Source organism: Micromonospora sp. NPDC047793 (genome assembly GCF_040642635.1).
Taxonomy (GTDB): Bacteria; Actinomycetota; Actinomycetes; order Mycobacteriales; family Micromonosporaceae; genus Micromonospora.
Genome location: NZ_JBEYSG010000016.1, coordinates 58,387 through 83,821, shown reverse-complemented (window position 1 = coordinate 83,821; position 25,435 = coordinate 58,387). Strand labels below are relative to the sequence as shown.

The following is a 25,435-nucleotide window of genomic DNA, read 5'->3' as shown; positions in this document are numbered from 1 at the left end:
GCGGGGACGTCGGCCGGACCGGCGGAGACGGACCCGACCGCGACGTGACGTGTCAGACGCGCTTGGGCAGCACGACGACCCGGCCGAAGAACTCGTCGATGCGGTGCACGACGTCGTTGAAGTCGTCCAGGTCGATCGGCTTGGTGACGTACGCGTTGGCCTGCAGCGTGTAGCTGCTGATGATGTCGGTGTCGGCGTTCGAGGTGGTCAGCACGACGATCGGGATGGTCCGCAGGTCCTCGTCGTTCTTGACCTCGCCCAGCACCTGACGCCCGTCCATCCGGGGCATGTTCAGGTCGAGCAGGATGACGTCCGGCCGGTGCGCCCCGGTGTGCCGCCCCTCGCGACGCAGGAACTCCATCGCCTCCTGGCCGTCGCTGACCACGTCGATGACCTTGTCGACGGTCGAGGTGGCCAGTGCCTCCTCGATCATGAGCACGTCACCCGGATCGTCGTCGACGACGAGGATGTGTACCGGGTCAAGGGTGCGTGCGCCCATCGTTACCTGCCCTCAGGTCGGCGAGGGCGGGACCTCTCGGCCCCGCGCTGGCGGGAAATCTAGCCCATCCCCGGGCGGTCGGTGGCCGCCGGGTCGACGGCGTCAGCACCGTACCCCAGCACCTCGGCGAGACCCGTCACCGTCAGCACCCGCTGCACCCGGCCGGTGGCGCCGGTGACGCGCAACCAGCCGCCCTCGGCCGCCGCCCGGTTGTCTCCCCGGACGAAGACCGAGATGCCGGTCGAGTCGCAGAACGTGAGGTCTGTCAGGTCGACCAGCAGCCGGCGCTCACCGGCGTCGGCCAGCCGTTCGATGACGGCGGTGAGTTGCCCGGCGCTGCTCATGTCGAGTTCGCCGGCGAGCCGGAGGCGGGTCGGCCCGCCACCGAGACGCTCGGCGTACGTGACGGTGAACGTCACGGTGATCCCTCCCGCCGTCCAGAGACGGATGCTTGCAGTGGCGCAAGTATAGAGCCAGCCTGACAGCCGGCCGGATCCTACGCCTCGGCGGGTGCCGGACGGGCGCAGCGCGCCGCCACCACCGCGCGGCCCGACCGCAGGTATCCGGCGGCGCGGGGGAAGTCCTGCAGGACGCGGGCGTAGTGGCTCAGGACGGTGTCCACGGCGGACTCCGGCACCCCGCGACTGTCCAGCACGGCCGCCATCCACTCGACGAACTCGGTGAACAGCGTGTCGTCGTCGACGTAGAGCGCGGCGGCCAGGAAGTCCAGGACGTGGCCGAGGTCGCTGACCGTCGAGTCGGTCTGGGCCGGGGTGTAGTCCCGGGCGGCCGGATGTCGGTGCGCCAGATCGGCCAGCGCGCTGTCGATCAGCTCACCGCGCCGGGCGACCAGGGCGGCGTACTCGTCGTCGGCGAGGTGCGCCAGGCTGGCCGGTGGCGGCCCCGCCCGCAGCGCCCGCTCGTCGCCGAGCAGGCGTGCCGCGGTGGGTCCGTCGGGCGCCCACAGCACGCCCAGGCGCCGCGCCCAGCGGCCGTCCGTGCCGAAGCCCCGCCCGCCGACCACCACCGGCACGTCCGCGCGCTGGCATGCCTCCACCATGCGGTGGGCGTGCGGCAGCCGCATCGGCAGCGCGCACGCCAGTGCGACCGCGTCCGCGTCGTGGCGGTGCAGGTACGACACCAGGTGCGCGGCGGGTACGCTGGCCCCGAGGAAGGTCACCTGCCAGCCACGCAGCCGCAGCATCTCGGCGACCAGTCGCGCCGGCAGCGCGTGCCACTCGCCGTCCATGCAGGCCACCACGATCCGACCCCGGGTCGGCCGCACCTCGCGATACGCCGCGATCGCCCCCACCACCCGCTCGCTGATGTGGGTGGCGGCATGTTCCTGGGCCACGCTCCACTCGTTGCGGGCCCACCGCTCCCCCACCTCAGCCTGGGCCGGGGCGACCAGTTCGAGCAGCAGCCGTTCGGCCGGTACCCCACCGTCGAGCAGGCCCCGGGCCACCTCGATGGCGGCCGGCTCGTCGGCCTCGGCGAGACAGTGCAGGTAGTCCTCGTACGCGGCGGCGGAGAGGACACCTCTGGTCGCGGTGGTCACGACCCGGTCGTCCCTGCCCCGTCCCCAGGTGGGGTGGGCACCGCGTGCAGGTGCCGGTGCGAGCGCGGGCCGGCGCCGGTGGCGCGCAGCGCGAGCACCGCGATGTCGTCGTGGTCGCGGTGGGCCAGCCAGTCGCAGGTGACCTGCTCGATCCGCTCGGCCAGGGCGGGCGCGGGCATCCGCTGGCAGTCGGTCACCGCCTGCACCAGCCGGTCGGTGCCGAGCTGCTCGTCGCCGCGCCGTCCGCCGCGTGCCTCGGTCACCCCGTCGCTGTAGAGCAGACACGTCTCACCGGGGGCGAGCCGGACGGTGACCTGACCGACCCGCGGGTCCGGCACCACGCCGATGAGCATTCCGCGCAGCGGCAACTGCTCCACCTCGCCGGAGGCCCGCAGCACCAGCGGCGGCAGGTGCCCGCCACCGGCCAGCGTCAGCGACAGGCCGCCGTCGCGGTGCGGCCGGACCACGCCCAGCACCAGCGTGGCGAACCGGCCCTGTCCGTGCGCCAGGGTGGTCTCCAGCAGCGCGTCGTTGAGCAGCTGCAACAGGCGGGCCGGCTGCTGCTCGACCCGGTGCAGCGCGTGCAGGCACTGCCGTAGCTGGCCGGTGAAGACGGCCGCCTCCACACCCTTGCCGGAGACGTCGCCGAGGAAGAACACCGAGCCGCCGTCGGGCAGCCGGTGGGAGCCGTAGAAGTCGCCGCCGATGCGCAGCCCCGCCTGGGCGGGGCGGTAGGCCGTGCCCCACTGCACGCCCGGTGCCTCCACCGGCTCCACCGGCAGCAGGCTGGACTGCAGGGTGTCGGCGACCTCCGCCTGCTCGCGATAGAGCAGCGCGGTGGTCAGGGCCGCACCGGCGCGGGCGGCGAACGCCCCGATCAGGTCGACGTCCTCCTCGGCGTACCAGTCGGTGGCCGCGCGGGCCACCAGCAGCACTCCGGCGGGCGCGTCCCGGCCGGGAAGCTGCACCAGGCGGGCGCAGACGTCGGCGGCGGCCGACCCGGGCAACCAGCCCGCCTCGACGGCCTGTTCGACAAGCCAGTCGACGGTGTGCGGCTGGACTCCCCGGAGGCTGTCGGCGACCGCCTGCGGCAGCTCGGTGACGGAGAGCACGCCCCGCTCCACCACCGGCGCGTCGTCGTCGGCGCGGCTGGCCCGCCACCAACGGGCCCGGCCGGAACGCGGCGCCAGCACCAGCACCGCCACCTCCGCCAGGGTGGGTACGGCGAGCCGGACCACCGCCGCGGCGGCCCGGTCCGGGTGCAGCGGGTTGCCCAGCTTCTCGCCGACCACGGCCAGGAAGGCGGACCTGGACCGCTCGGCCGCCAGCGCGTCGGCGCGGACGACACTCTCGCTGACGTCCTCCACGTACCAGCAGCTTCGACCGGCCGACAGCGGCACCCGGCGGGCCCGGAGTCGCCGGCCGTGGTGGACGAACTCGGTCGGATCGGCACGCAGTCCGTCGATCGTGCCGAGCGTGCCCCCGACGGCGATCTCCGGCAGGAGTCGCTCGGCGACGGGGCTCACGTGCCACACGGTGTCGTCGGGACCGCACACCACGAGTCCCTCACGGAGGTGCTCGACCACCTCGGGCCAGTCGGCTGCGGCGTGGGAGCGCTCCAGGGCGGAGAGGCCAGCGGTCGGGGACGCATCCGGGCGCCATGCCGAGACCCGGGCGACACGCGGCGGGGTAGACCGTCCGTCGCCGGGCTCGAGATCCCTGACGTCGGTACCCGTCACCAGCTCGGCCCTACTCCTGTCGATTTCCGCACCCGCGTTGCGCGGGGTGCACGGCGTTTCCCCACCCACCCTACGCTGCTCCCGCGCTACCGCCACCCGGCAGCGATCACGGCTGAGCGGCCCGCGCGGGACGCGTCGGCGGACGCGAGCGTGCCGGTCGCGCCCGGGAGGCGGTGCAGCTCAGGGATTGTTACGATCCGGGACGCCCCTGCCCGCCCACCCCCGCGGAAGGCTGATCGTTGCTGTCACACGGTCGGAGACCCGAGTCGACGCCCCTGAGCATGTCCGTCGACCGGGCCGATCCCCGAGCACCCGTCATCCGGGTCGGTGGAGACCTGGCCTACACCACGGCGGCCCCGCTCCGGGTGGAGATCGACCGGCTGCTGGGCACCGGGCCCGTCACGCTCGTGCTGGACTTCGCCGACCTCCAGTTCATCGACAGCACCGGGCTCAGCGTGATCGTGCACGCCTGGCGTGAGGGGCAGCAGCACGGCAGCACGGTCGAGCTGCGCGCGGTGCCGCGATTCCTGGAGACGATCCTCGACATGACCGGCGTTACCGGGCTGCTCGCCCGTCCGGTCGGCGGCGGTGGACCGGCGACCGGGTCCGAGGGCCAGCCGACCGTCACCGCGTAAAAGGCCATCACTGCGAAAATGCCGGTCTCCGGGAGAAACGCCGACCCCGCGACTTGCGTCAGACGCAGGGACTGGGAGCATGGAGGCATGTCCTCACCGCTGTTGGCCATCACGGTCAGCCGTCTCGACGCCGAGCGCGCCGAGCTACGGCTCACCGGTGATCTGGACTTCGACAGCGCACCCGACCTGATCGCCGCCGTCACGGAGCTGCACCGCTCCGGCTACCGGCAGCTCGTCATCGACCTCGCCGGGGTCGGCCTCTGCGACTCCTCCGGGCTGAGCGCCTTCGTGATGGCCCACCGCAGCGGCTCCGAGCCGATCCGGCTGGTCAACGTCAACCCGCCGCTACGTCAGCTGCTGGACCGCACCGGCCTGGCCGAGCTGCTGCAACTGCCGCCGGCCGTGGACGGCGACGGCATCACCGCGGTCGGCTGACCGCGCCGGACGCCGCCCGACAGGGGTGGCCCCCGACCCTGGGACCAGGGGCCGGGGGCCGGAACAGGGATCAGGGCGTCGGGACCGTACGGCTGACGGTGCGGTGCGGTGCGACGGCGGTCTCCGCGTCCTCGGGAGGTCCGGCTTCCGGCGGCTGGAACAGATACCGGACGAACTCCCCGTCCGTGCCGTCGTCCTCCGCCCCGGGCCACTGGCCGGCGCAGTCGACCCCGATCACCTCACGGCCGGTGCCGTCCGGCTCCTCCAGCAGCGCCCACAGCGTCACCGGGTAGCACCGGGTGTCCTCGGCGGTCAGCCGCCATCGCGCGTACCAGCCCGGTCGGGCGGGGACGATCTCGACAATCTGCTTCATCGGACCTTCCCTTCCGCGTGCCTCGGAAGTTCGTGCCTCACACCGGGTTGCCCGGCCACCCCGATCGTCCGGCCGGCGCGGGTGAGCGTCCCTCACCCCGGCCGGATGAAGCGCGCCGACCCGATCCGGAGTGGCCGTCTCGGGCGCCGGGCGATCGTTTCGTGCTCGGTGGCAACGGGAAGGCGTCGCGGGAGGCCCGACGAGAACCGACGGAAGCGAGGTGTCACCGTGCGCAAGCAGATGGAGGGCGACAACCAGCGCCGCCGCGCTCTGGCCCGGCAGGCCCGTGAGCGCGGCATGCAGGCCGCCGACACCGGCGCGAGCCTGAGCGCCTCCAAGCAGCTCACGCACCTGGAGCAGAGCAAGCGCGCCGGTCCACCGCCGGCCGGAAAGAGCCACAAACCGGACACGACGCGCGGTGGGCCCGCGCCCCCGCCGGCCGGGGTCGCCGCGAACCCTCGGCCCCGACCCGATCCGGGCACGAACGCCCCGGGAGTCACCAGCATGGGCTACCGCGAACTCGTCGAGGACGTCGTCCGGCGGTCCGGCGTCGACTTCCGTACCGCCAAGGTCGGGGTCGAGTCGACGGTGCTCGTGCTGGCCACGGCCCTGGATGCCGGCGAACGCCAGCGCCTGCTGCGGGCGGTACCGGACTCGCTGCACGACGTCGTGCCCGTCGACGGCATCCGACGCCACCGGGACCTGTCCGGGTTCCTGTCCGAGGTGGGCCGGATCAGCGGACGCACCCCGGAGCAGGCCCGCTACCAGGCCGAGGCCACCCTGGCGGCGCTCGCCGAGCAGGACCGCGACCTGGTCGAGTCGCTGCACGTACCGGACGGGTTGCGCGACCTGCTGGAGCCGCCGGCAGCCGGCGGCGGTGTGGTCGGCACGAACGGCGGCACCCCGCCGCTCACCGACACGGAGCTCCGCGACGCGCTGGGCGGGCTGCCCTACTGGTCCGGTAACAGCGACGCGCTGTCCCGGACGCTGGAGCTGCCTGCGGAGAACCTCGACCGGGTGCTCGACCGGCTCGACCTGCTCCGGGACGAGACCGGACGACGGCCGCGCATCGGCCGCGCCGGCCCCACCACGGCGGTGCTGACCGTCAGCAGCCGCAACGCCGGAGCGGTGACCGCGCTCGACGTCGACCTGGCCCACGCCGTCGACGACGCGATCGACGAGGCGGGCGCCGGAATGGCCGACGGCTGATCCCCGCCGCCGGGCCGGGTGGACGAGTTCCCCGGCCCGGCGGCCGGTCAGCGGGCGTGGCTCGGCAGCTCCGGCGACTCGCTCTCCAGCGGCACCGCGTCGGCGGGGATCAGACCCAGCTGCGCCGCCGAGCGGGGCAACGCGGCGTCGAGCAGCCAGTCCGCGCTGACCCGGGCCCGGTTGCCCGGCATGGCCAACAGGTGGTAGCCACGCGTCACGGCCTTCGCCGGCAGACCCGACAACGGCACCTTGAGCGGGTTCGCCGCCGCCTGCTTGCCGCCGAGGTCGACCACCCACCCGAGGTCGTGGTGCTTGTACGGCCGACGCCGCCCCTTCCCGTAGGAGGCGGCGATGTTGTGCGCGGCGAGTTTGCCCTGCCGCTGGGCGTGCTGGGCGGTCATCGTGCAGATCTCGCCGGGCCGGGTCAGGTCGGGCACGGCGGCGGCGTCACCACAGGCGAACACCTCGGGGAAGCCGGGCACGTTGAGATACTCGTCGACGACCAGCCGCCCCTTCTCGGTCCGCAGGCCCAGTTGCGCCACGAAGGGGTCGGGACGGACGCCGACGCACCAGATCAGCGAGCAGGTCGGCACGTACTCCCCGTCGGTGAGGGTGACCCCGTCGGAGGTGGCGACCGCCACCGAGGTGCCCATCCGCACGTCCACGCCACGTCGGCGCAGCACCCGGTCGGCGGTACGGGACATCCGCCGGTCCAACTCGGGCAGCACCCGGGGCGCGACGTCCAGCAGCATCCACTTCGGGCGGATCGGCAACCGGGGACGCTGGGCGGTCAACTCGTCGGTGAAGAGCTGCCCGTGCGCGGCCACCTCGGTCCCGGTGTAACCGGCGCCGACCACCACGAACGTGGCCCGCGCCCGCTGCTCGGCCGGGTCCTCGGCCTGCTCGGCCAACTCGATCTGACGGACCACGTGGTCGTGCAGGTAGAGCGCCTCGGGCAGGCCCCGGAACCCGTGCGCGTACTCGGTCACCCCGGGGATGGGCAGCAGCTTGTTCACGCTGCCGACGGCGAGGATCAGCCGGTCGTACGCCAGCCGGTTGCGCTCGCCCTCGGGCTGGGTGAAGCCGACCCACCGGTTCTGCAGGTCGACGTGGTCCGCCTCGCCGATGACCACCCGGACCCCGTTCAGCGTGCCGGTCAGCGGCACCGCGATCCGACCCGGCTCCACCACGCCGGCGGCCACCTCGGGCAGCAGCGGCAGATAGAGGAAGTAGTCGGTCGAGTTCAGCAGGACGATCTCGGCCCGGTCGCGGGCCAGCCGGCTCAGCGTCTTCGCCGCGTGGTACCCGGCGAAACCGGCCCCCACGATCACCACACGAGGCTTCGTCATTCCGGGCCCGTTCCCACCCCGCAGGCCGACAAACGTCGCCCCGCCGACCTATCGGCGCAACGTCCGGTCCGGCGGCATCGGGAACTGGAGGAACGTGGCGCCCCGCAGGTCCAGCCAGGCCCGGTCCGGCGCGCGGACCAGCCGCAGCATCACGTCCGCGCAGGCCGGACAGCGGGCCACCAGCCCCGGCGCGTGCGGGTAGACCCGCAGTCCGGCCATCGGGCCGGCGGTGCCGCAGTGGGCACAGCGGCCGGTGGCCGTGCTCAGGTCCACCGCGAACACCTCCCCCAGCGGACCGTCGAGCATGTTCCCGTCCACGTACGGCAGGGCGGTCATCCGCGGCTCCTCTCAGCCGGTCGGGCCGAAACGTTCGGTGCGTACCTGTCGGGCCGGGTGACCCAGGCCGACGAGCAGGTCGGAGACGGTCTCCACGAAGCCGGTCGGTCCGCAGACGTAGACCAGCGGCGTCAGCTCCGGCGGCCACCCGTGCGTGTTGACGTCGGCGAGGCCGAGGCGGTGCGGCTCGCCCGACCAGCCGTCCGGAGCCTCGCGGGTGTAGACGTAGGCGACGTCCAGGCCCGCGTCGTCGCGAACCCGTCGCCGCAGTTCGTCGGCGTAGAACACGTCGGTGGGCGTGCGGACGGAGTAGATCAGCCGGAACGGGGTGCGGCTGCCGGCGGCCCGTCGGGCGCGGATCATCGCCATCAGCGGCACCACACCCGAACCACCGGCGACCAGCAGCACCGGGTCGGTCTGCGTGGGCCGCCAGACGAACCAGCCGCCGACCGGGCCCCGGACCTCGATCGGGTCACCCTCGCGGTAGCCGTCCACCAGGAACGGCGACACCTCGCCGTCGGGCACCCGCTGCACGGTGACCTCGATCCGGTCGCCGTCGGCCGGCGCGGCCAGCGAGTACGACCGGGCGGCCTGGTATCCGTCGGGTGCGGTCAGCCGCAGGTCGACGTGCTGTCCGGGTACGTGGGCGGTCCAGCCCGGCACCTGGAGCACCAGGGTGTGCGCGCTGGGCGTCTCGACCCGGCGGTGCACCAACCGGGCCGGCTGCCACCGCATCCGCCCGCTCAATCGCCCTGGTACCGCTGCTCACGCCACGGATCCCCGTAGTCGTGATAGCCGGCGGTCTCCCAGAAGCCGGGGGTGTCCTCCAGGCCCAGCCGGATGCCGCGCACCCACTTGGCGGACTTCCAGAAGTACAGGTGCGGCACCAGCAGTCGGGCCGGACCGCCGTGCTCGGCGGGCAGCTCGGCGTCGTCGTACGTGTGCACCAGCCAGGCCCGACCGTCCATCAGGTCCTCCAGCGGCAGGTTGGTGCTGTAGCCGCCGTAGGAGTGGGCGAGGGCGTAGTCGGCGGCGGTGTCCACCCCGTCGAGCAGGGTGTCCAGCGAGACGCCCTGCCAGCTGGTGCCGAGCTTCGACCAGCGGGTGACGCAGTGGATGTCGACCGTCGGGGTCTCCTGCGGCAACGCCATCATCTCGGCCCAGGACCAGCGGTACTCCGCGCCGGTCTCGGTGGTGATCACGAATTCCCAGCTCTCGCGCGGCACCTTCGGTGTGGGGCCGGCGGAGAGCACGGGGAAGTCGGGTGTCAGGTACTGACCGGGTGGCAGGTCCGGCGCTTCGGAGCGTGGCCGGCCCTGGAAGCCGGGCGTGACGATACCCACCGCACAGTCGTACCACGCCCGGCTCCGCCATGGGGGCGGGTCACTTCCGTTCGGTGACGACCTCCTTGGAGCCCGGCACCACGTTGCGGGTGGCACGCAGGCTGGTGATCGTCACGACCGTCAGCACACCGATGATGACCAGCAACGACGCCACGGTCGGGATCTCCGGCACACCCTCCCAGATCCCGTGCGCCCAGTGCAGGCCCAGCTTGACGCCGATGAACGCCAGGATGATCGCCAGACCGTAGGTGAGGTGGACCAGGCGGCTGAGCGCGGCGTGCAGCACGAAGTAGAGCGCCCGCAGACCCAGCAGCGCGAAGGCGTTGGTGGCGAAGACGAGGTACGGGTCCTCGGTGATGCCGTAGACCGCCGGGACCGAGTCCACCGCGAAGACCACGTCGGTGGCGAAGACCGCCACCACCACCAGCGCGAGCGGCGTGAGCGCACGCCGTCCGTCGACCCGCACGGTCATCTTGGTGCCGTGGTACTCCTGGACCACCGGCATGAACCGACGCAGCAGCCGCACCGACCGCATGTTGCCGATGTCGACCGACTGCTCGTGCCCGGTGAACGCGTCGCGCAGCAGCTTCGCGGCGGTGAACAACAGGATCAACGCGAAGATCAGGAACGCGAAGTCCAGCGTCTGCAACGCCGCCGCGCCCAACGCGATGAAGATGCCCCGCAGCACCAGCGCGCCGGTGATGCCGAAGAGCAGCACCCGCTGGGCCAACTCGGTCGGCACCGCGAACGCCGCCAGCAGCAGCATGAAGACGAACAGGTTGTCCACCGACAGCGACTTCTCGACCAGGTAACCGGTCAGGTACTCGAAGCCCCGTTCCGAGCCGAACTCGGACCACACCCAGGCACCGAAGGCCAGCGGCAGCGCGATGTAGAAGGTCGACCAACCCAGTGCCTCCCGCAGGGACACCTCGTGGGGCTTGCGGGTCACCACGAAGTCGAGCACCAGCAGGGCCAGCACGCCCGCGATCGTCACCGCCCAGAGAGTGGGCGTACCCACCGACTGCAAACCGGCAGCAGCGTAGGACAATTCGGACATTGGGCCTCCTCGAACACCGTGTCATGTTCGAGGTCTCCTTCACCCACGTTTCGTGGGCAACCACCCGAGGCACACCCGGGGTGCGCCGTACTGACCGGTATGGTTCGTGGGAAGTACTCCCCTCGTACCGCCAAGGTTAGGACAGCCCGATCCGACCCGCCAGACGGGGGCTCCTGTCGGCGTGTACCGCGTCCGACCAGGCCGGAACCCGGAGTGACGATGCCGGTACCGGACCCGGACCCGAGCGCCTATCGTGATGGCGGTGACCGCAGAGCAGGCGGCCGGCCCGCTGGCCGGAGTACGCGTGGTCGAGCTGGCCGGGATCGGCCCCGGCCCCTTCGCCGCGATGATGCTGGCCGATCTCGGCGCGGACGTGATCCGGGTGGACCGGCTCACCGACGTGGACCCCTCGGCCTTCGGCACCGCCCACCCGGACCTGCTCAACCGAGGTCGACGCTCGGTCGGCGTGGACCTCAAGTCCGCCGGCGGACGTGAGGCGGTGCTCGCCCTGGCGCAGAGCGCGGACGCGCTGGTCGAGGGGTTCCGACCCGGGGTGACCGAGCGCCTCGGTCTCGGGCCGGCCGACTGCCACGCGCTCAACCCGAAGCTGGTGTACGGCCGGATGACCGGCTGGGGGCAGGACGGCCCGAGCGCCCCGTACGCCGGACACGACATCGACTACCTCGCGTTGACCGGCGCGCTGCACGGCATCGGGCGGGCGGACGAGCGGCCGGTGCCCCCGCTCAACCTGCTGGGCGACTTCGGCGGCGGCGGGATGATGCTGGCCCTGGGCGTGGTCTCCGCCCTCTACTCGGTACGCGGCGGCGCCACCGGCCAGGTGATCGACGCGGCCATCGTGGACGGCGTGGCGGTGCTCGGCACGCAGATCCACGCGTTGCGGAGGCTCGGCCTCTGGCAGGACCCGCGCGGCGTCAACCTGCTCGACGGCGGCGCGCCGTTCTACGACACCTACGAGTGCGCCGACGGGCGCCACGTGGCGGTCGGCGCCCTGGAGCCGCGCTTCTACGAGGAACTGGTCCGCCGCACCGGGTTCCCGCTGCCGGGCGACGAGGCACCGGACCGGACCGACCCGGCGCACTGGCCGGCGTTGCGCGCCGCCTGGGCGCGGCTGTTCCGGACCCGTACTAGGGACGAGTGGGCGGCCCTGCTCACCGCCTCCGACGCCTGCGTCGCGCCGGTGCTGGACTGGGCCGAGGCGCCGGAGCACCCGCACCTGGTGGCGCGGGACACGTTCGTGGTGCGGGACGGCGTGGTGCAACCGGCACCGGCCCCCCGTTTCTCCGGCACCCCCACCTCGGTACGCCGACCGCCGCCCTGGCCGGGCGAGCACACCGACGAGGTCCTCGCCGAGATCGGCTACGGACCGGAACGGGTGGCCGCCCTGCGGGCCGACGGGGCGGTGGGCTGAGTCAGCGGCGTCGCAGGGTCGCGCCGGGTGCCAGCGCGGGCTCGACCATGTCGCGATAGTCGCGGGGAAGCTGGACCATCAGCGTCTCGAACTCACCGGCCAGCGCCTCGCGCAGTGCGGTGAAGACCGCGCGGACCCCGCCTCGGGCCGCCGACGTCTGCACCCCGAGGCGGAACGCCACCCGGGCGGCGAACTCGTCGGCGTCGAAACGCTGGGCCGCCTCACCGTCGGGGGTCGTCCGCATCGACTGGCGCAGCGGCACCGGCAGTTGCAGAGACAGGTCCAGGGCCTCCCCGCCGGTCAGCCGCTCGGCCAGCGTGGCCAGCGTCGCCCGGGTCAGGTCCACCGCCCGCTCCGGCGTCGTACCGGCCCGCCGGGCGACCTGGTCGACGAACGTGTCGTAGTCCATCGCGTACCCCCTCGGGCGGCGGTTACCCGGCGGAGCGGGTCGGAAACGGCGGCCCGTGGCGGGGCGTGACGGCAGCCGGGGTGGGTAACCGCGGCCGGTCGTGGCCGGATCGAAGCCGGGAGGAGCCGAATCCATGGCGAGTTACGCCGACGTCCTGCAGTACCTGTCCCGCCTGGACTACCCCGCCGACAAGGACGAGGTGGTACGCGAGGCCGAACGCGAGGGGGCACCGCCGGACGTGCTGCAGGCCCTGCGCGCGCTGCCGCCGGTGGACTACGCGAACAGCACCGAGGTGGCGCGTTCCGCCCACATCGACGCGAGCGAGGAGGCCGACGACGCCCAGCGCGGCGCGGCCGGACGGGACAAGCGTCACCAGCGGGTGTCGCAGCACCTGCGCAGCATCTGATCGGTCGGTCGACGGGCGATCGCCCGGACCGCCTGTCGGCGGGTCGGGGTCACGGCACCCGACAGGACTCCGACAGGCGGGCGCCCCGGCCGCGAACCGCGACCGGGGGCGCCGCTACGTAATCGCCTGCCCTGTTAGCACGGCGAACCCGAACCGGGTCGTCATGACCAGACGGCGACAACCACCCGAACCGGGCGGCTGCTACTGCGACTACCTTACCGCACGCCATCAGCCGAACGGACAGGGGGTGCCGGACGAAGGTATTTCATCCGGTTTGTTCGGGAGCCGCCGGTCAGTTCCGGAAGCCGCCGGAGCGGTCGCGGGCCTTGAGCCGGACCGTGGGCAGCGCCGGGGCGGGCAGCGGCGGGTCGGGGTCGTCGGCGACCGTACCGAAGCGCCGACCGGCCATCCAGTCCTCCCGGGCGTCGGCGATCTCCTCGTGGCTGCGGCCGACGAAGTTCCACCACATCACCAGCGGCTCCTCGAACGGCGTCCCGCCGAGCAGCATCAGCCGGGCACCCGGCCCTCCGCGCACGGTCAGGGTGTCCCGCCCGGCGCCGAGCCAGAGCAGTGCCCACGGCTCCAGCGCCACGTCGTCCACCTCGGCGGCGCCGTCGAGCGCCAGCAGCGCGTACTCGAAGTCGCGGCGCAACGGCAGTGCGGCCGGACCCGCACCGCTCAGGTCGAGCTGCGCGCCGAGCAGCGGGGTGTGCACCCGGGCCGGCGAGACCTCGCCGCCGAGGTCACCGACGAGCAGGGTGACGTCCAGGTCGCCGTCGCGCCACCGGGGCAACTCGGCGTGGTGGGCGAAGTCGGCCGCGCCGGCGCGGGCCGGGTCCGGCAGCGCCACCCAGAGCTGCACGCCGTGCATCAGCGGCGGATGGGCGGCCGGGGACCGCTCGGAGTGCGCGATGCCGTGCCCGGAGGTCATCACGTTGAGCTGCCCGGGTCGGATCGGCTGCACGTTGCCGAGGCTGTCGCGGTGCAGGATCTCGCCGTCGAGCAGCCAGGTCACGGTCTGCAGCCCGGTGTGTGGATGCGGCGGCACCTCCATGCCCAGGCGCTGCGCCACGTCGTCCGGACCGAAGTGGTCCACGAAGCACCAGGCGCCGACCATCCGGCGGGTGCGTTGCGGAAGCAGCCGACGCACCGTCGTGTAGCGCCCCAGCGGCACGTCGTGGCCGGGCAACAGGACGCTGCCGGGGTCGACGGTGGCCACACCGGGCGGTCGGGTCTGCGCGGGCATCGACTCGGCACGTTCCACCATCCGACTGTACGCCCGCGCGCCGGACCCGCTCAGCCTCCGCGTACGGTCACCCGGTTCGCGCCCGCCACCAGGTCGAGGAAGATCCGGTCGGCGGCCCGGTCCCAGCCCGGCGACCCGAGCACCGTCTGCGGGGCGACCCCGTCGAGGCGCTCGTCGTACACGGCGATCGCTCCGGCTCCGGCGACCGACCGGACGCGGACCGGAACGCCGCCGACCACGGTGACGTCGAACCGGTTGACCCCGCCGGTGACCCGCACCACGACCAGCCCCTCCACGGCGGGCAACCGCAGCGTGGTCCGGGTCGCGCCACCGGCCAGTTCCAGGCCGCCCAGGCGGGCGGCGGCGAGGTCCAGCCGCCGTTCGGTGCTCCCACCGGTGAGCGCCACCTGCCAGCTCACCCGGGCGTTGAGCAGCACCTCGACCTCGCCCGGACCCGCACCGTCGCGGGTCAGCCGCAGCCGCACCCGGTCGCCGACCAGTTCCGGGAGAAGCCGGGTGACCGACTCGGCCGGGGTGATGATCCGGTACAGCTCCTCCCCCAGGTCCGTCACCCGCAGGTCGAACCGGGTCACGTCGTCGACCAGTTCGAAGGTGGCCCGCCGACGGCCGTCCAGCGGCGCGGTCTCGACCTGCTCGGGGCGCTGCGCCGCCGCCTGCGCCGCGCCACCCAGTCCGCTGGTGCCCTCGGGGGCGGCGGTGACCTCCGGCAGGTCGCCGGAGAAGACCCGACCGAGCCGGTGCGGGTCGGAGAGGATCACCACCACGGCGGTCGCGCCCAGCCCCAGCATCAGCACCGCGGCGGCGGCGAGCAGCCGCGCCCCGGCCGACCATGTCGGTCGTCCGTCCCCGGGCTCGTCCCGGACCTCGGGCTCGTCCTCACCCACGGTCGCGTCGTCACCCACGGTCACGCCGTCCGCGTCTCGCGATTCGTCACCGACAGTTGCCGGTGGTGCCGGCACCGCGTCCTCCGACCCCCGACCCGAGGGTGTCAGGCGGTACGCCTCGTGCTCCGACTCGGCCATGCCACGTCCCCTTCCACGGTCCCCTACCAGCAGGTACGCGCCAGGGAGCGGGTCGGATCAGTCAACTCGGGGACGAACCTCCCCCTCGACCGGTGCGCCCAGCCGACCGGCGACCTTGTCGGCGCACCCGCCGAGGACCTCGCGGGCGTCCAGACCCAGGCTCTCGATGGCGACCAGCGCGGTGAACGCCACGTCGGCCAGCTCCGCCGCCACGTCCGCCCGGGTGTGCGTGACCCCCTTGCGCGGGTTCTGGCCGAGGAACCCGATCCAGGCGCCCGCCACCTCACCCGCCTCCTCGGTGAGCTTGAGCATCCGGCAGGTCAGCTCCGCCTCACCGGTGCCGTTTGTCACGTCCAGCCAGTCACGCGCAGTGCGTACAGTCGTCCAGATCGTCTCGTCCACGCTGCCAGTGAACCGGACAGTGGTCACCATCCGTATCCGGGGGCACCGCGTGACGGGGCGACAAGGCACGGCACCACGCCGTGCCCGGACCGGAAGGACGTGTCGGTGATGCCGGAGACGGTCGAGTCGGTGTTCGCCAGTGTGGTCAACCGCAACCCGGGTGAGCCCGAGTTCCACCAGGCCGTACGGGAGGTGTTGGAGAGCATCGGCCCGGCGCTCGCGCGTCACCCGGAGTACGCCGACGCCCGGATCATCGAACGGATCTGCGAGCCGGAGCGGCAGATCATCTTCCGGGTGCCGTGGGAGGACGACCGGGGTCAGGTCCGGGTGAACCGGGGATTCCGGGTGGAGTTCAACAGCGCCCTCGGCCCGTTCAAGGGCGGCCTGCGCTTCCACCCCTCGGTCTACCTGGGCATCGTCAAGTTCCTCGGCTTCGAGCAGATCTTCAAGAACGCGCTGACCGGGCTGCCGATCGGGGCCGGCAAGGGCGGTGCCGACTTCGACCCCAAGGGATGCTCGGACCGCGAGGTGATGCGGTTCTGCCAGAGCTACATGACCGAGCTGTACCGCCACATCGGCGCGCAGACCGACGTGCCCGCGGGTGACATCGGGGTGGGCGGCCGGGAGATCGGCTACCTGTTCGGCCAGTACAAGCGGATCACCAACCGGTACGAGTCGGGCGTGCTCACCGGTAAGGGCCTGTCGTACGGCGGTGCGCAGGCGCGTACCGAGGCCACCGGGTACGGCGCGGCGTTCTTCGCCGAGGAGATGCTCACCCAGGGCGGGGACAGCATGGACGGCAAGCGGGTGGTGGTCTCCGGCGCCGGTAACGTGGCGATCTACGCGATCCAGAAGGTGCACCAGCTCGGCGGCAGGGTGGTCGCCTGCTCCGACTCGTCCGGGTATGTCCTGGACGAGAAGGGCATCGACCTCGACGTGCTGCGGGACCTGAAGGAACGCCGCCGGGGCCGGCTCGCCGACTACGTACGCGAGGTGCCGCATGCGGTCGCCGTCGCCGGGCGTACTCCCTGGGAGGTGCCTTGTGACCTGGCCCTACCGTGCGCGACGCAGAACGAGATCGGCGGCGCCGAGGCCGCGCAGCTCGTCGCCGGCGGCTGCGTCGCGGTGGTGGAGGGGGCGAACATGCCGACCACCCCGGAGGCGGTCCGCATCCTGGGCCGGGCCGGGGTCCGGTTCGCACCCGGCAAGGCGGCCAACGCCGGTGGGGTGGCGGTCAGCGCCCTGGAGATGCAGCAGAACGCCAGCCGGGAGTCGTGGACGTTCGCCGAGTCGGAGCAGCGGCTGCGCGAGACCATGCGCGACATCCACGCCCGCTGCTGGGCCACCGCCGAGGAGTACGGCCTCCCCGGCGACTACGTGGCCGGCGCCAACATCAACGGCTTCCGCCGAGTAGCCGAAGCCATGCTCGCCCAGGGCCTGATCTAACCCACCCCACTCCACCACCCCACCCGGCCCCGCCCGGCCCCACCCCGCCCGGTTGATCAAGAGGTTTTGGTGCTCGACGCGCGCCCGAGAGCACCAAAACCTCTTGATCAACCGGGCGGTGGGTACCCGCAGCCGCGCCGGTGCGGCTGCCGGCTATCTCGGGTGGATCGGCGTGATCGTGGGAAGGACCGCGACGACGTCGAAACTGTGCCGGGGCGAGGGCAGCTCGTGGTAGTGCTCCTCGTCGCGCTCGGGGTCGTACATCCCGGAGATCACCCGGGTCCGCGCGGGCCGATCGAGAATCGGGGTGATTTCGGTCGGGTGCGGCGAGCGCAGGTCCACCACCCGTACGTCGTCGTCGGCGCCGGTCAGCAGCACCGCCTCCAGCGAGTCCGGGCTGGGCCGGGGAAGGTCCCGCTCGGGAATCCGGCCGTGGCCGAAGGCGAGGTGGACGGCGGCGTACCGGTCGCCGAGAGCCGCCCGGAGATGGCCGCCGGTCATGACCTCGTGTGTGGCGACGCGCGCGCTGCCCTCCCAGAGGACGATGCGGTCACCGGTGCGCCGCTGGTGTGCGAGGAGGCGGTCGGCGGCGGCCCGTTCCTCCCGCGCCAGGTCGTGTCCCACGCCGATGGCGTTGGCGTGATGCGCCACGATCGCGTCGAGCAGCGGCAGCGCTTCGTCACGCTCCGGGCCCGGGTCGAGCCCGGCGACCAGGTCGTGGGCGGTGCGGGCAAGGTCGACGAAGGGCGTGCCGGGGTGGGTGCCGCGCGCACGTCGGACGTGCTCGCCGTCGTCGTGGGCGGTGCGGATGACGTCGAAGAGCTGCGTGACGCGTGTCGCCGTCGTCGCGTCGCGCCGCGCGATCAGCCCCACGACCCGGTCGTAGTCGGCGGGCAGCACGCGCGAACCGCCGATCGCGACGATCCGCACCGGATCGGCCGGGTGCCGCTCGTTGTGCCGGCGCAGCCGGCCGAGCGCCTCGCGCATCTCGGTCGTTCGCCACGGCCCCCACGCCTGACCGAGCGCCGCGTCGAGATCGATCTCCCCGCCCAGGACGAACTGGTCGTACCGCTCACCGATGCGCGGGTTGTCCAGCACCGCGACGACGCGGAATCCGGATTCGACCAACGCGTGGGTGGTCTGCTCGACGAGGCCGAAAAGTTCGTGCGCCTCCCGGGTGGAGGTGCCCAGGCCGACGATCGTGGCGTGGTCGACGAGGGATGAGATGCGGTGCCCAGCCCGCTGAAGGTCGTACGTGCGTCCGCTCATACGACGCACGATCACAGTTCAACAAATGGTGAAGTCAAGTCGCGCCACCGGGCCGTCCGGGTGCTCACCGGACCGGTTCGGCACGCCCGATGTCGCAGAGCCTGGTGCCCGACTCCAGGGCGGCGAGGTGCGTCCGGAGGTCGGCCAGTCGCTCCTCGGCCTCGCTGACCAGCCGGTAGGCGACCTGCCCCCACTCCTCGGGCGTCGGGTTCGCCGACAGGCCGCCGAAGAGAGCGGCGATCTCGCGCACGGTCAGGCCGACCCGCTGGGCGACCCTGGCGACCTCGATGCGGCACACGGCCGACTCCTCGAAACGGCGCTGGTTGCCCGTGGTGCGGACCGCGGTGATCACGCCATGGCTCTCGTAGAACCGCACGGCGGACGGCGCGACGCGACTGCGCACGGCCACGTCGCCGACGGTGAGCGTCATCAGGGAGGCCGGCTTCACAGTCATATCCGCACCGTAGTCACGCCCCGACTTGACTTCAACCAATGTTCAACATGGAACCTCGCTGCCATGACCGCTTCGCACGAACAGCACGACGGCACCCCACCCGCAGGCGTACGCGTGGCCGTGATCTCGGCGAGCGTCCGCAAGGACCGGATGGGGCCGACGATCGCCGACTGGGTCGTCGCCGCGCTGGGGGGTTCCGCCGACGTCGATCTGATCGACCTGGCCGACACGCCCCTGCCCGACGACAGTCTCCTGTATCCCGGCGGTGGTCCGAAGAGCGCCGTGGCCGACCGGATCGACGCGGCCGACGCCTTCGTCTTCGTGATGCCGGAGTACAACCACAGCTACCCGGCCTCACTCAAGCGCCTGATCGACTGGCACTACCGGGAGTGGCGCCTGAAACCCGCGACGATCGTGGCGTACGGCGTCCACGGCGGATACGCCGCGATCGAGCAGCTCCGCGGTGTGCTGGCCGAACTCGGCATGGTGACCACCCGGCGGGTCGTCGGCCTCCCCGCGCCCTGGGACTGCCTGAACGACCAGCAGCGGTACGCGCCGGACGACGGCCTCTGCCGTGGCCTGGCCGGTTGTCTCGACGAGCTGCGGTGGTGGGCCGACGTGCTGGCCGACGCCCGCCGCACCCGCCCTTTCCCGGCGTAGCACCGGCGGCGGCGAGGCACGGGGTGGTACGAAACGGTGCCGGTGCCCGCCGGAGGGATCGGCGGGCACCGGCACCGGTGCTCACTGCGGGACGGACCCGCGGTGTCGGATCAGTTCACGCTGCCGAAGCGGCGGCGGCGCCAGAGCACCGTGCCGAGCAGCATGACCGCGCCCGCGGCGACGAGACCGCCACCGACCTTCATCGGCGTGCTCGTGCTGCTGCCGGTGACCGGCAGGTGCGGCTTCTTCTTGTGCAGCACCCGGAGTTCGGTCGACGCGGTCCGGCCGGACTCCCGGCCGACGGCCGTGAAGGTGAGCAGACCGGTCACCGACGGGGTGTACCGGCGGCTGAACTCGCCCCGCCCGTTGGTCCGGGCCGTGAAGGTCAGCGGCGCGCTGGCCTGGAAGGCGACCGGGGCCATCGCGACGGTGCTGCCGTCGCTGCGGCGGGCGGTGCCGGCGGCGGGTGCCGCCAGCGGCCGGGTGGTGACGGTGATGTCGACCGTCTCGTTCGGCCCGAAGTTGCGGCCGGTCAGGATGACCGTCTCACCGAGGAAGATGGTCGGTCGGTTCACCGTGAGCGAGGCCAGCACCGGCGGGTAGGGCGGTGGCTGGGGCGTTCCACTCACGGATGGCGTCGGCTGCGGCTGCGCCGCCCCCGCCGCGGTCGGCACGGCTACCACGGCCAAACCGACCGTGAGCGCCATGATGATGCGGGATAGCCGCATTGTTGGTTCCCTCCTACTGAGTACAGCTTGGTGCGGTAACAACATGGGTGGTCCATGGGGTGGCGGTGGGCGTGAGCCACAGCTCGGCCGTGCCGCTGCCCGTCTTGCCGGTCAGCAACGAGACCTGCAGCGTCCGGGTGTCACCGGGTCCTGTCTCGACGTTCACCGTGGCCACCTGGCGGCGTCGCTCGGTGCCGTTGCCCACCGACGTCTCGGCACCGTCGAGGTGGGTGTCGAGCACCGCCCCGCCGGCCGGGCTGTAGACCGAGACCAGGGTCCGAACCGTGTACGGGTCTCCTGCCTGGGCCAGCCCGAGCACCGACTCGGTGAGCCCCGAGGCGGGCGCGGTGGATCGCAACGTCACCCGGAGGTGCAGTTCGCGACGGCCGTCGGCGTGGCAGTCGCCGACGGTGAGGTCGGCGGTCTGCCGGAGGTAGTAGCCGAGCTTCGCGCCACTGCCGTCGTTGAGGAACACGCCGACAGTGGGCACGGTGTCCTGTTCCGGAAGCGTCCCGGCCATCCGGCTCTCGCCGAACACCCGCTGTTCCTCCGGACGGGCACTCCAGAACAGTATCCGACGTTCTTGTATAGAGCGGCTAAAAGCGGACAATAGCCCGTTCGGGTGTGTGTTGCGGGCGAAAAGGGTGTCGAACACGGTCGCGGCGGCGGAGGCGAAGAAGGTGTCCTGCTCCTCCGGGGCCATCCGCTGGTAGGTGTCGCTGAGCAGGGTCCGCACCGCGTTCTCCGCGCTGAGCGACACGCCGCCCGGCACCCGGACCGGCCCGGCGGCCTGCAACAGGTACGACAACACCACCGGGTCGACGGCGAGCACCCCGTCCACGGTGTCGCCGCTGTGCCGCCGGTACATCTCCCGGTAGAGCGCGGCGGCGGTCGGGAAGTGCGGGCTGAGGTTGACGTCGGCCGGGTACATGCCGGGCAGTTCGCCCCAGAGGGCCCGCTGCTCGGCCGGGATCTTCAACGGCTTGGCGAACATTCCCAGGCCGCTGCTGGCGCCCTGGTCGCCCATCTCGATGCGGCCCTTGTTCGCCCGGATCACCGCGTACGCGCCGAACATGCCGCCGGTGGCGCGCAACTCCGCCGAGTTCTGCGACACCAGCAGGTACTGTCGCGCGCCGTCCACCCCGAGCAGCGGCGGCAGCAGTCGGGTGGCCTTGCCGGCCGCCGAGGTCATGGTGGCCAGCCGGTCGATCTCGCCGCGCAGTTCCTGGAGCGCCTCGCGTACCTGCCCGACCAGCCGGTCGGCGGGCACGGTGGACAGCTCGGCGCGGATCCGCTGGACGGTCGCGTCCACCTCGACCAGTTCGTCACCGACCCCGTGCAGCCCGGTCAGGTCCAGCCGACCCTCGCGCGGCACCAGACCGCCGAGGTCGACCCGCAGCAGCGCCGGGAACGCCTGGCGGGCCAGGTCGTCGACCGCGATGGAGATCTGCCGGACGGCGGCGAGGTTGGCGCCCGCGTACGGCGTGTGCTGGGCCGTCCACCAGCCGGGGTCGGCGGTGGCCTGACGGGCGGCGCCGGACTGCACCTGCAACGCGGCGAGGGTCCGCTGCGCCCGGTCGGTGTCGCCGCCGACCAGGTGCGCGCTCAGTTCACCGGCCAACCCGGCGGCGTTGACCAGGTGCGCCCGGGCCTGCCAGCCCCGGAACCCCACCCATCCGGTCACGCCCGCCACCAGCGAGCCGACCACCAGCGTGACGAGCAGGGCACGGCGCAGTCGGGCCCGCCGCCGCCGGCGCGACCGGCCACGGGTACGGCGCGGGCTCTCGCTCTCCGTCACACCACTCTCCACTCCGAAATTCGGACAGAAGCCACCATTGTTCCTAACAGGTAACGACTGTGTTGGTGAATTAATGACGCTCTTGGGCCATATGTGAGTTTCGGTCGCGACTCGTGTTCCGGGGCGGGGTGCCGGCCGCCGTCCGCAGCAGCGCCTCGATGCGGTCCACCCCGGCCCGCAACGACATCTCCCGCAGGTACGCCTCCCGGCCGCGTCGCCCCATCTCGGCGCGGGCCGGTGGCGGGATGTGCGCGGCCAGCCAGAACCGGTCCGCCAACGTGGCCCAGTCCTCCGGCGGGCAGGAGAGCCCGGCACGGGTCCGCTCGACAAGGGCGGCCGTGTCCCCACCGGTCGACGCGACCACCGGCGCGCCGCAGGCGAGCGCCGCCTGGAGCTTGTCCGGCACGGCACTGCGCAGCGCCGGCAGGTTCCGGGACATGACCAGTTGGTAGTCGGCGGCGGCGTACATCTCCGGCATGTCCAACGGCGAGCGCCGGTCGACGAACCGGACGTTGTCGGCGCGCAGTTCGTCGGCGAGCCCCCGCACCCGCCGCTCGTCCGCGCCCGAGCCCACCAGGACCAGGTCCATGGTCCGGTCCAGCGCCACCGCCGCCCGTACCGCCGTCTCCAGTCCCTGCCGCGCCCCGATGGTGCCGGCGTGCATCACCACGCACCGGTCGTCGCGGCGCACCAGACGGCGCGCGGCCGGGCCGGCCGTGGCGGGCAGGAAGATCCGCTCGTCGGTCCAGTTCAGCACCACCCGGACCTTGGCCGCGTCGACCCCGACCCCGACGACCGCGTCCCGCAACGACGGCGCGGTCACCGCCACCACCGTGGCCGCCTGGTAGGTCCGGGTCATCGCCGCACGCACCCGGGCCGCCCACCGCCCGTCGCCGCCGTCCGGCAGGTCCTCGGCCCACACGTCCGGCACGTGCAGCACCAGCGGCACCGGGCCGAGCAGGCGCAGCAGGGCCGCCGTGGCGAACGCGGTGGCCGGCGGCTGGTGCACGTAGAGCACGTCGACGCCGGTGAGGAACCGGCGGCCGACCAGCGCCGCGCTGCCGGCGAAGGAGAGCCAGGAGGCCATCCGGCCGCGCGGCGTGAGGTCGCCGGTGCTGTACCGGGGCACCCGCCGCACGGTCAGTCCCCGACTGCGCGTCTCGTGCCGCCAGCGCTGGCGCCACCCCGGGTACACGTGCCCGCCCGGGTAGTCCGGGAAGCCGGTCAGCACCCGCACCTCGTGGCCCCGGGCGGTCAACTCCTCGGCGAGGCTGCCGGGGATGAAGGCCGGTTCCGGCGGGAAGTGGTACGTCAGCAGGCCGATCCGCATCCCGCCACCTCCCCTGCCGGGTGCCGGTCCGGCGCGGCGGCCGGGGACAGCGGCGGCCCGGCTGCGTACCATCGCGGCAACCCCTCACCGGGCGCCCGCCACCGGCGGTCGTCCCCCGTCGCGGCGCTGCCGCCGGCGGCCACGTCGTCGAAGGGGTCACCCATGCTCACCGGGGTGCTGTTCGTCTGCCACGCCAACCTGTGCCGGTCGCCGATGGCCGAGTACACCGCACGTCGCCTGCTCGCCGGGCGTCCGCTGACCGTCGCGAGCGCCGGCACCGACGCCGTCGAGGGCCTGGAGATGCACCCGTACGCTGCCGAGATCGCCGCCGAGACCGGTGCGGAACCGACGGAGTTCCGGAGTCGACGGCTGATCCCCGCCCACCTCACCGAGGCGGTGCTGGTGCTGACCGCCACCCGGCGCCAACGGTCGCTCTGCACCTCGCTGGCGCCGGCGGCGCTGCACCGGACGTTCACGGTGCGCCAGTTCGGCCGGCTCGCCGCAGCGGCGGAACCCGCCACGGACGAGCCGGACGACTCGCTCGCGGCCGCGGTGGCCGCCGCCGCCCTGGCCCGGGGACGGCTGCAACCCGCCCCGGCGGACGCCGACGACCTGCGCGACCCGGTCGCCGGTACGCCCGCCGACTTTCGCGCCTGCGCGGAGGAGATCGAGCGGTCGCTGCGCCCGCTGGCGGCGCTCATCGGGGCAGCCGGGTGAGTTCCTGGGTGTGATCGGGCAGGTCGGCCACCGGCTTGCGTTCGGCGTGCCGACCGGCTCCGGCCCGTTCGCCCGTCGCCGTCGTCGGCGCCGGTGTCTCGGCGACCACCCGGTACGCCTCGTACTGGTAGGCCTCCGCCTTGGGCACCCGGGCCATGTTCAGCACGCAGCCGAGCAGCCGCACCGAGACCGAGTGCAGTGCCCGGGCCGCCGCGGCCACCTGTGCCCGTGAGGTACGCCCCTGCTGGGTGACCAGCAACGCGCCGTCGGCCTGCACCGCGACCACCACACCGTCGGTGACCGCGAGCAGCGGCGCGGTGTCGATGATGACGATGTCGGCGGACTCGCGCAGGGCGGTCAGCAGGTCGGACATGGCCTTGGAGCCGAGCAGTTCGCTCGGGTTCGGCGGGGCCGAGCCGCTGGGCAGCACCAACAGCGACTTGTCGCCCCAGCGCTGGACCACGTCGCCGACCTGCACGTCACCGACGAGCACGTCGGTCAGCCCGACGCCGGAGTCGATGCCCAGGTAGTCGCCGACCTTCGGCCGGCGCAGGTCGGCGTCGACCAGCAGGACCCGCCAGCCCGCCTCGGCCAGCGCGATGGCCAGGTTGCACGACATGGTGGTCTTGCCCTCGCCCTGCAACGCGCTGGTGACGGCGATGACCCGGGCGGGTTCGTGCACGTCGACGAAGCGCAGGTTGGTGCGGAGCTTGCGGACCGCCTCGGCGCGCGCCGAGGTGGCGGCGTCGCCGACGATCAGCGGGGCGGTGCGGGCGCTGGGGTCGATCGGGATCTCGCCGAGCAGCGGGCTGCCGGTCACCCGTTGCAGACCGGCGGCGTCGCGCAGGCGGACGTCGGCCATGCCGCGCAGGATCGCCAGGGCGACACCGGCGAGCAGGCCGATCAGGGTGCCGATCGCGGTGTTGCGCAACGGCTGCGGCGAGACCGGGGTGGGGGTGACCCGGGGGCCGCTGACCACCTCGATCTTGATGGGTCCGGCGGTGCCGTCCGGCCGGGCCTCGACCTTCTGCACGAGTTCGACGAACTTCGCCGAGAGCGCCTCGGTCACCCGCAGCGCGCGGGTCTGGTCGGTGTCGGTCACCGACGCCCGCAGCAACACGGTGCCGGTCTCGGTCGAGGTGCTGACCCGCTGCTGGACCTCCTCGGCGGTGAGCCCGAGTTGGTTGTCCGCGACGGCGGCCTGCGCCAGCCGGTCGCTGGTGAGCAGTTCGGCGTAGGACTTGACGCGCTGTTGCAGGAAGAGACCACCCTGGTAGGCGTCGGTGACGCCCTGGCTCGGGGTGGTGACGAAGAAGGTGACCGAGGCGACGTAGCGAGGCTGCGCCCGAACGGTGACCAGGGCGGTCAGCCCGAGGGCCACCACGAGGGTGACCAGGACGATCCACCAGCGCTGGCGCACGAGACGCAGTTGGCGGTACAGGTCCATCAGGCGCGCCTCCGTACCGGGCCGGTAACGCCAAAGAAACTCACGAAAACCCCCAAGGTCTACTTAAATCTCGTGAACCATTAAAGCCGCTCATAAGCGTTATGTCCGGAGTTAGGGG

29 protein-coding genes are annotated in these 25,435 nt (G+C 72.8%); 8 read left to right on the top strand and 21 right to left on the bottom strand.

The features are described 5' to 3' along the window. Positions 1–52: 52 nt before the first annotated feature. The 4 genes from ABZ738_RS25640 to ABZ738_RS25625 all read right to left on the bottom strand — a co-directional run bounded on the left by ABZ738_RS25640 (position 53) and on the right by ABZ738_RS25625 (position 3,796). Positions 53–499, bottom strand: coding sequence for a response regulator (locus ABZ738_RS25640; protein WP_131057747.1), 447 nt, complete (start codon positions 497–499; stop codon positions 53–55). Between the two features lie 59 nt (positions 500–558). Further along, a complete protein-coding gene (locus tag ABZ738_RS25635; RefSeq protein WP_131057746.1) occupies positions 559–918 on the bottom strand; it encodes an STAS domain-containing protein in 360 nt (119 codons plus the stop codon). A 77-nt stretch (positions 919–995) separates the two neighbouring features. Beyond that, entirely contained in the window at positions 996–2,057 is a 1,062-nt protein-coding gene (locus ABZ738_RS25630) for a cobalamin-dependent protein (RefSeq protein ID WP_357217143.1), read from the bottom strand. Further along, entirely contained in the window at positions 2,054–3,796 is a 1,743-nt protein-coding gene (locus ABZ738_RS25625) for a PP2C family protein-serine/threonine phosphatase (RefSeq protein WP_357217140.1), read from the bottom strand. Before ABZ738_RS25625 ends, ABZ738_RS25630 begins: the two co-directional genes overlap by 4 nt. A 281-nt stretch (positions 3,797–4,077) precedes the next feature. Between ABZ738_RS25625 and ABZ738_RS25620 the strand changes: the two genes are divergently transcribed. Continuing rightward, positions 4,078–4,431, top strand: coding sequence for an STAS domain-containing protein (locus tag ABZ738_RS25620; RefSeq protein WP_131057319.1), 354 nt, complete (start codon positions 4,078–4,080; stop codon positions 4,429–4,431). A gap of 87 nt (positions 4,432–4,518) precedes the next feature. Next, positions 4,519–4,866 carry an STAS domain-containing protein gene (locus ABZ738_RS25615; RefSeq protein ID WP_131057321.1) on the top strand — a complete coding sequence of 116 codons (348 nt, stop codon included), beginning with the start codon at positions 4,519–4,521 and terminating at the stop codon, positions 4,864–4,866. A 70-nt stretch (positions 4,867–4,936) separates the two neighbouring features. Here ABZ738_RS25615 and ABZ738_RS25610 read toward each other — a convergent pair whose 3' ends face one another. Beyond that, positions 4,937–5,239: a hypothetical protein gene (locus tag ABZ738_RS25610; RefSeq protein ID WP_357217136.1), complete on the bottom strand. Its 303-nt coding sequence runs from the start codon at positions 5,237–5,239 to the stop codon at positions 4,937–4,939. Between the two features lie 228 nt (positions 5,240–5,467). On the opposite strand from ABZ738_RS25610, the gene ABZ738_RS25605 reads away from it, so the two are divergent. Then, a complete protein-coding gene (locus ABZ738_RS25605; RefSeq protein WP_357217133.1) occupies positions 5,468–6,448 on the top strand; it encodes a DUF2267 domain-containing protein in 981 nt (326 codons plus the stop codon). Positions 6,449–6,495: 47 nt separating this feature from the next. Here the strand turns inward: ABZ738_RS25605 and ABZ738_RS25600 are convergent, their stop codons facing one another. Genes ABZ738_RS25600 through ABZ738_RS25580 form a run of 5 tightly spaced genes read right to left on the bottom strand, consistent with a single transcriptional unit; the run spans position 6,496 to position 10,533 of the window. Beyond that, positions 6,496–7,797: an NAD(P)/FAD-dependent oxidoreductase gene (locus ABZ738_RS25600; RefSeq protein WP_176094364.1), complete on the bottom strand. Its 1,302-nt coding sequence runs from the start codon at positions 7,795–7,797 to the stop codon at positions 6,496–6,498. Between the two features lie 48 nt (positions 7,798–7,845). Continuing rightward, positions 7,846–8,133, bottom strand: a complete 288-nt coding sequence (locus ABZ738_RS25595) for a DUF6510 family protein (RefSeq protein WP_357217130.1) — start codon at positions 8,131–8,133, stop codon at positions 7,846–7,848. 12 nt (positions 8,134–8,145) lie between these two features. Continuing rightward, positions 8,146–8,868 carry a ferredoxin reductase gene (locus ABZ738_RS25590; RefSeq protein ID WP_131055056.1) on the bottom strand — a complete coding sequence of 241 codons (723 nt, stop codon included), beginning with the start codon at positions 8,866–8,868 and terminating at the stop codon, positions 8,146–8,148. 8 nt (positions 8,869–8,876) lie between these two features. Next, positions 8,877–9,476: a sulfite oxidase-like oxidoreductase gene (locus ABZ738_RS25585; RefSeq protein WP_176094366.1), complete on the bottom strand. Its 600-nt coding sequence runs from the start codon at positions 9,474–9,476 to the stop codon at positions 8,877–8,879. A gap of 40 nt (positions 9,477–9,516) precedes the next feature. Continuing rightward, positions 9,517–10,533, bottom strand: a complete 1,017-nt coding sequence (locus ABZ738_RS25580) for a TerC/Alx family metal homeostasis membrane protein (protein ID WP_131055065.1) — start codon at positions 10,531–10,533, stop codon at positions 9,517–9,519. A 256-nt stretch (positions 10,534–10,789) separates the two neighbouring features. Here ABZ738_RS25580 and ABZ738_RS25575 point away from each other — a divergent pair, with 256 nt between their 5' ends. After that, positions 10,790–11,962: a CaiB/BaiF CoA-transferase family protein gene (locus tag ABZ738_RS25575; protein ID WP_357217125.1), complete on the top strand. Its 1,173-nt coding sequence runs from the start codon at positions 10,790–10,792 to the stop codon at positions 11,960–11,962. A gap of 1 nt (position 11,963) precedes the next feature. Here the strand turns inward: ABZ738_RS25575 and ABZ738_RS25570 are convergent, their stop codons facing one another. Next, a complete protein-coding gene (locus tag ABZ738_RS25570) occupies positions 11,964–12,371 on the bottom strand; it encodes a DUF2267 domain-containing protein (RefSeq protein ID WP_176094369.1) in 408 nt (135 codons plus the stop codon). 133 nt (positions 12,372–12,504) lie between these two features. Between ABZ738_RS25570 and ABZ738_RS25565 the strand changes: the two genes are divergently transcribed. Then, the gene (locus ABZ738_RS25565) at positions 12,505–12,777 is read left to right on the top strand and encodes a DUF2795 domain-containing protein (RefSeq protein ID WP_357217122.1); all 273 of its coding nucleotides are present in this window, start codon (positions 12,505–12,507) and stop codon (positions 12,775–12,777) included. A gap of 292 nt (positions 12,778–13,069) precedes the next feature. Here the strand turns inward: ABZ738_RS25565 and ABZ738_RS25560 are convergent, their stop codons facing one another. The 3 genes from ABZ738_RS25560 to ABZ738_RS25550 are packed head-to-tail and all read right to left on the bottom strand — an operon-like array spanning position 13,070 to position 15,468. Beyond that, entirely contained in the window at positions 13,070–14,041 is a 972-nt protein-coding gene (locus ABZ738_RS25560; protein WP_357217119.1) for a pirin family protein, read from the bottom strand. 32 nt (positions 14,042–14,073) lie between these two features. Continuing rightward, entirely contained in the window at positions 14,074–15,066 is a 993-nt protein-coding gene (locus ABZ738_RS25555) for a hypothetical protein (RefSeq protein WP_357217116.1), read from the bottom strand. 57 nt (positions 15,067–15,123) lie between these two features. Continuing rightward, positions 15,124–15,468 carry a MazG-like family protein gene (locus ABZ738_RS25550; protein ID WP_131057275.1) on the bottom strand — a complete coding sequence of 115 codons (345 nt, stop codon included), beginning with the start codon at positions 15,466–15,468 and terminating at the stop codon, positions 15,124–15,126. Positions 15,469–15,576: 108 nt separating this feature from the next. On the opposite strand from ABZ738_RS25550, the gene gdhA reads away from it, so the two are divergent. Continuing rightward, positions 15,577–16,914, top strand: a complete 1,338-nt coding sequence (gene gdhA, locus ABZ738_RS25545; RefSeq protein WP_357217250.1) for an NADP-specific glutamate dehydrogenase — start codon at positions 15,577–15,579, stop codon at positions 16,912–16,914. 153 nt (positions 16,915–17,067) lie between these two features. Here gdhA and ABZ738_RS25540 read toward each other — a convergent pair whose 3' ends face one another. Continuing rightward, a complete protein-coding gene (locus tag ABZ738_RS25540) occupies positions 17,068–18,183 on the bottom strand; it encodes an erythromycin esterase family protein (RefSeq protein WP_357217112.1) in 1,116 nt (371 codons plus the stop codon). Between the two features lie 64 nt (positions 18,184–18,247). Then, entirely contained in the window at positions 18,248–18,637 is a 390-nt protein-coding gene (locus tag ABZ738_RS25535) for a MerR family transcriptional regulator (protein ID WP_357217109.1), read from the bottom strand. A gap of 63 nt (positions 18,638–18,700) precedes the next feature. Here ABZ738_RS25535 and ABZ738_RS25530 point away from each other — a divergent pair, with 63 nt between their 5' ends. Next, positions 18,701–19,297: an NAD(P)H-dependent oxidoreductase gene (locus tag ABZ738_RS25530; protein WP_131055245.1), complete on the top strand. Its 597-nt coding sequence runs from the start codon at positions 18,701–18,703 to the stop codon at positions 19,295–19,297. Positions 19,298–19,407: 110 nt separating this feature from the next. Here the strand turns inward: ABZ738_RS25530 and ABZ738_RS25525 are convergent, their stop codons facing one another. From ABZ738_RS25525 to ABZ738_RS25510, 4 genes are all read right to left on the bottom strand, one after another. Beyond that, the gene (locus ABZ738_RS25525) at positions 19,408–19,926 is read right to left on the bottom strand and encodes a hypothetical protein (RefSeq protein ID WP_236145914.1); all 519 of its coding nucleotides are present in this window, start codon (positions 19,924–19,926) and stop codon (positions 19,408–19,410) included. Positions 19,927–20,038: 112 nt separating this feature from the next. Then, positions 20,039–21,823 (bottom strand): DUF4012 domain-containing protein, encoded by a 1,785-nt coding sequence (locus tag ABZ738_RS25520; protein WP_357217104.1) that lies wholly within the window; start codon positions 21,821–21,823, stop codon positions 20,039–20,041. A 70-nt stretch (positions 21,824–21,893) separates the two neighbouring features. Further along, positions 21,894–23,153, bottom strand: coding sequence for a glycosyltransferase family 4 protein (locus tag ABZ738_RS25515; RefSeq protein WP_357217101.1), 1,260 nt, complete (start codon positions 23,151–23,153; stop codon positions 21,894–21,896). Continuing rightward, positions 23,135–23,317, bottom strand: a complete 183-nt coding sequence (locus ABZ738_RS25510) for a hypothetical protein (RefSeq protein WP_131055240.1) — start codon at positions 23,315–23,317, stop codon at positions 23,135–23,137. The genes ABZ738_RS25515 and ABZ738_RS25510 overlap by 19 nt, the downstream gene beginning before the upstream one ends. Here ABZ738_RS25510 and ABZ738_RS25505 point away from each other — a divergent pair. Further along, on the top strand, positions 23,316–23,870 hold the full coding sequence (locus tag ABZ738_RS25505) for a low molecular weight phosphatase family protein (RefSeq protein ID WP_357217097.1): 555 nt from the start codon (positions 23,316–23,318) through the stop codon (positions 23,868–23,870). The genes ABZ738_RS25510 and ABZ738_RS25505 overlap by 2 nt on opposite strands. Here ABZ738_RS25505 and ABZ738_RS25500 read toward each other — a convergent pair. Continuing rightward, on the bottom strand, positions 23,851–25,317 hold the full coding sequence (locus tag ABZ738_RS25500; RefSeq protein WP_131054197.1) for a polysaccharide biosynthesis tyrosine autokinase: 1,467 nt from the start codon (positions 25,315–25,317) through the stop codon (positions 23,851–23,853). The genes ABZ738_RS25505 and ABZ738_RS25500 overlap by 20 nt on opposite strands. Positions 25,318–25,435 lie beyond the last annotated feature (118 nt).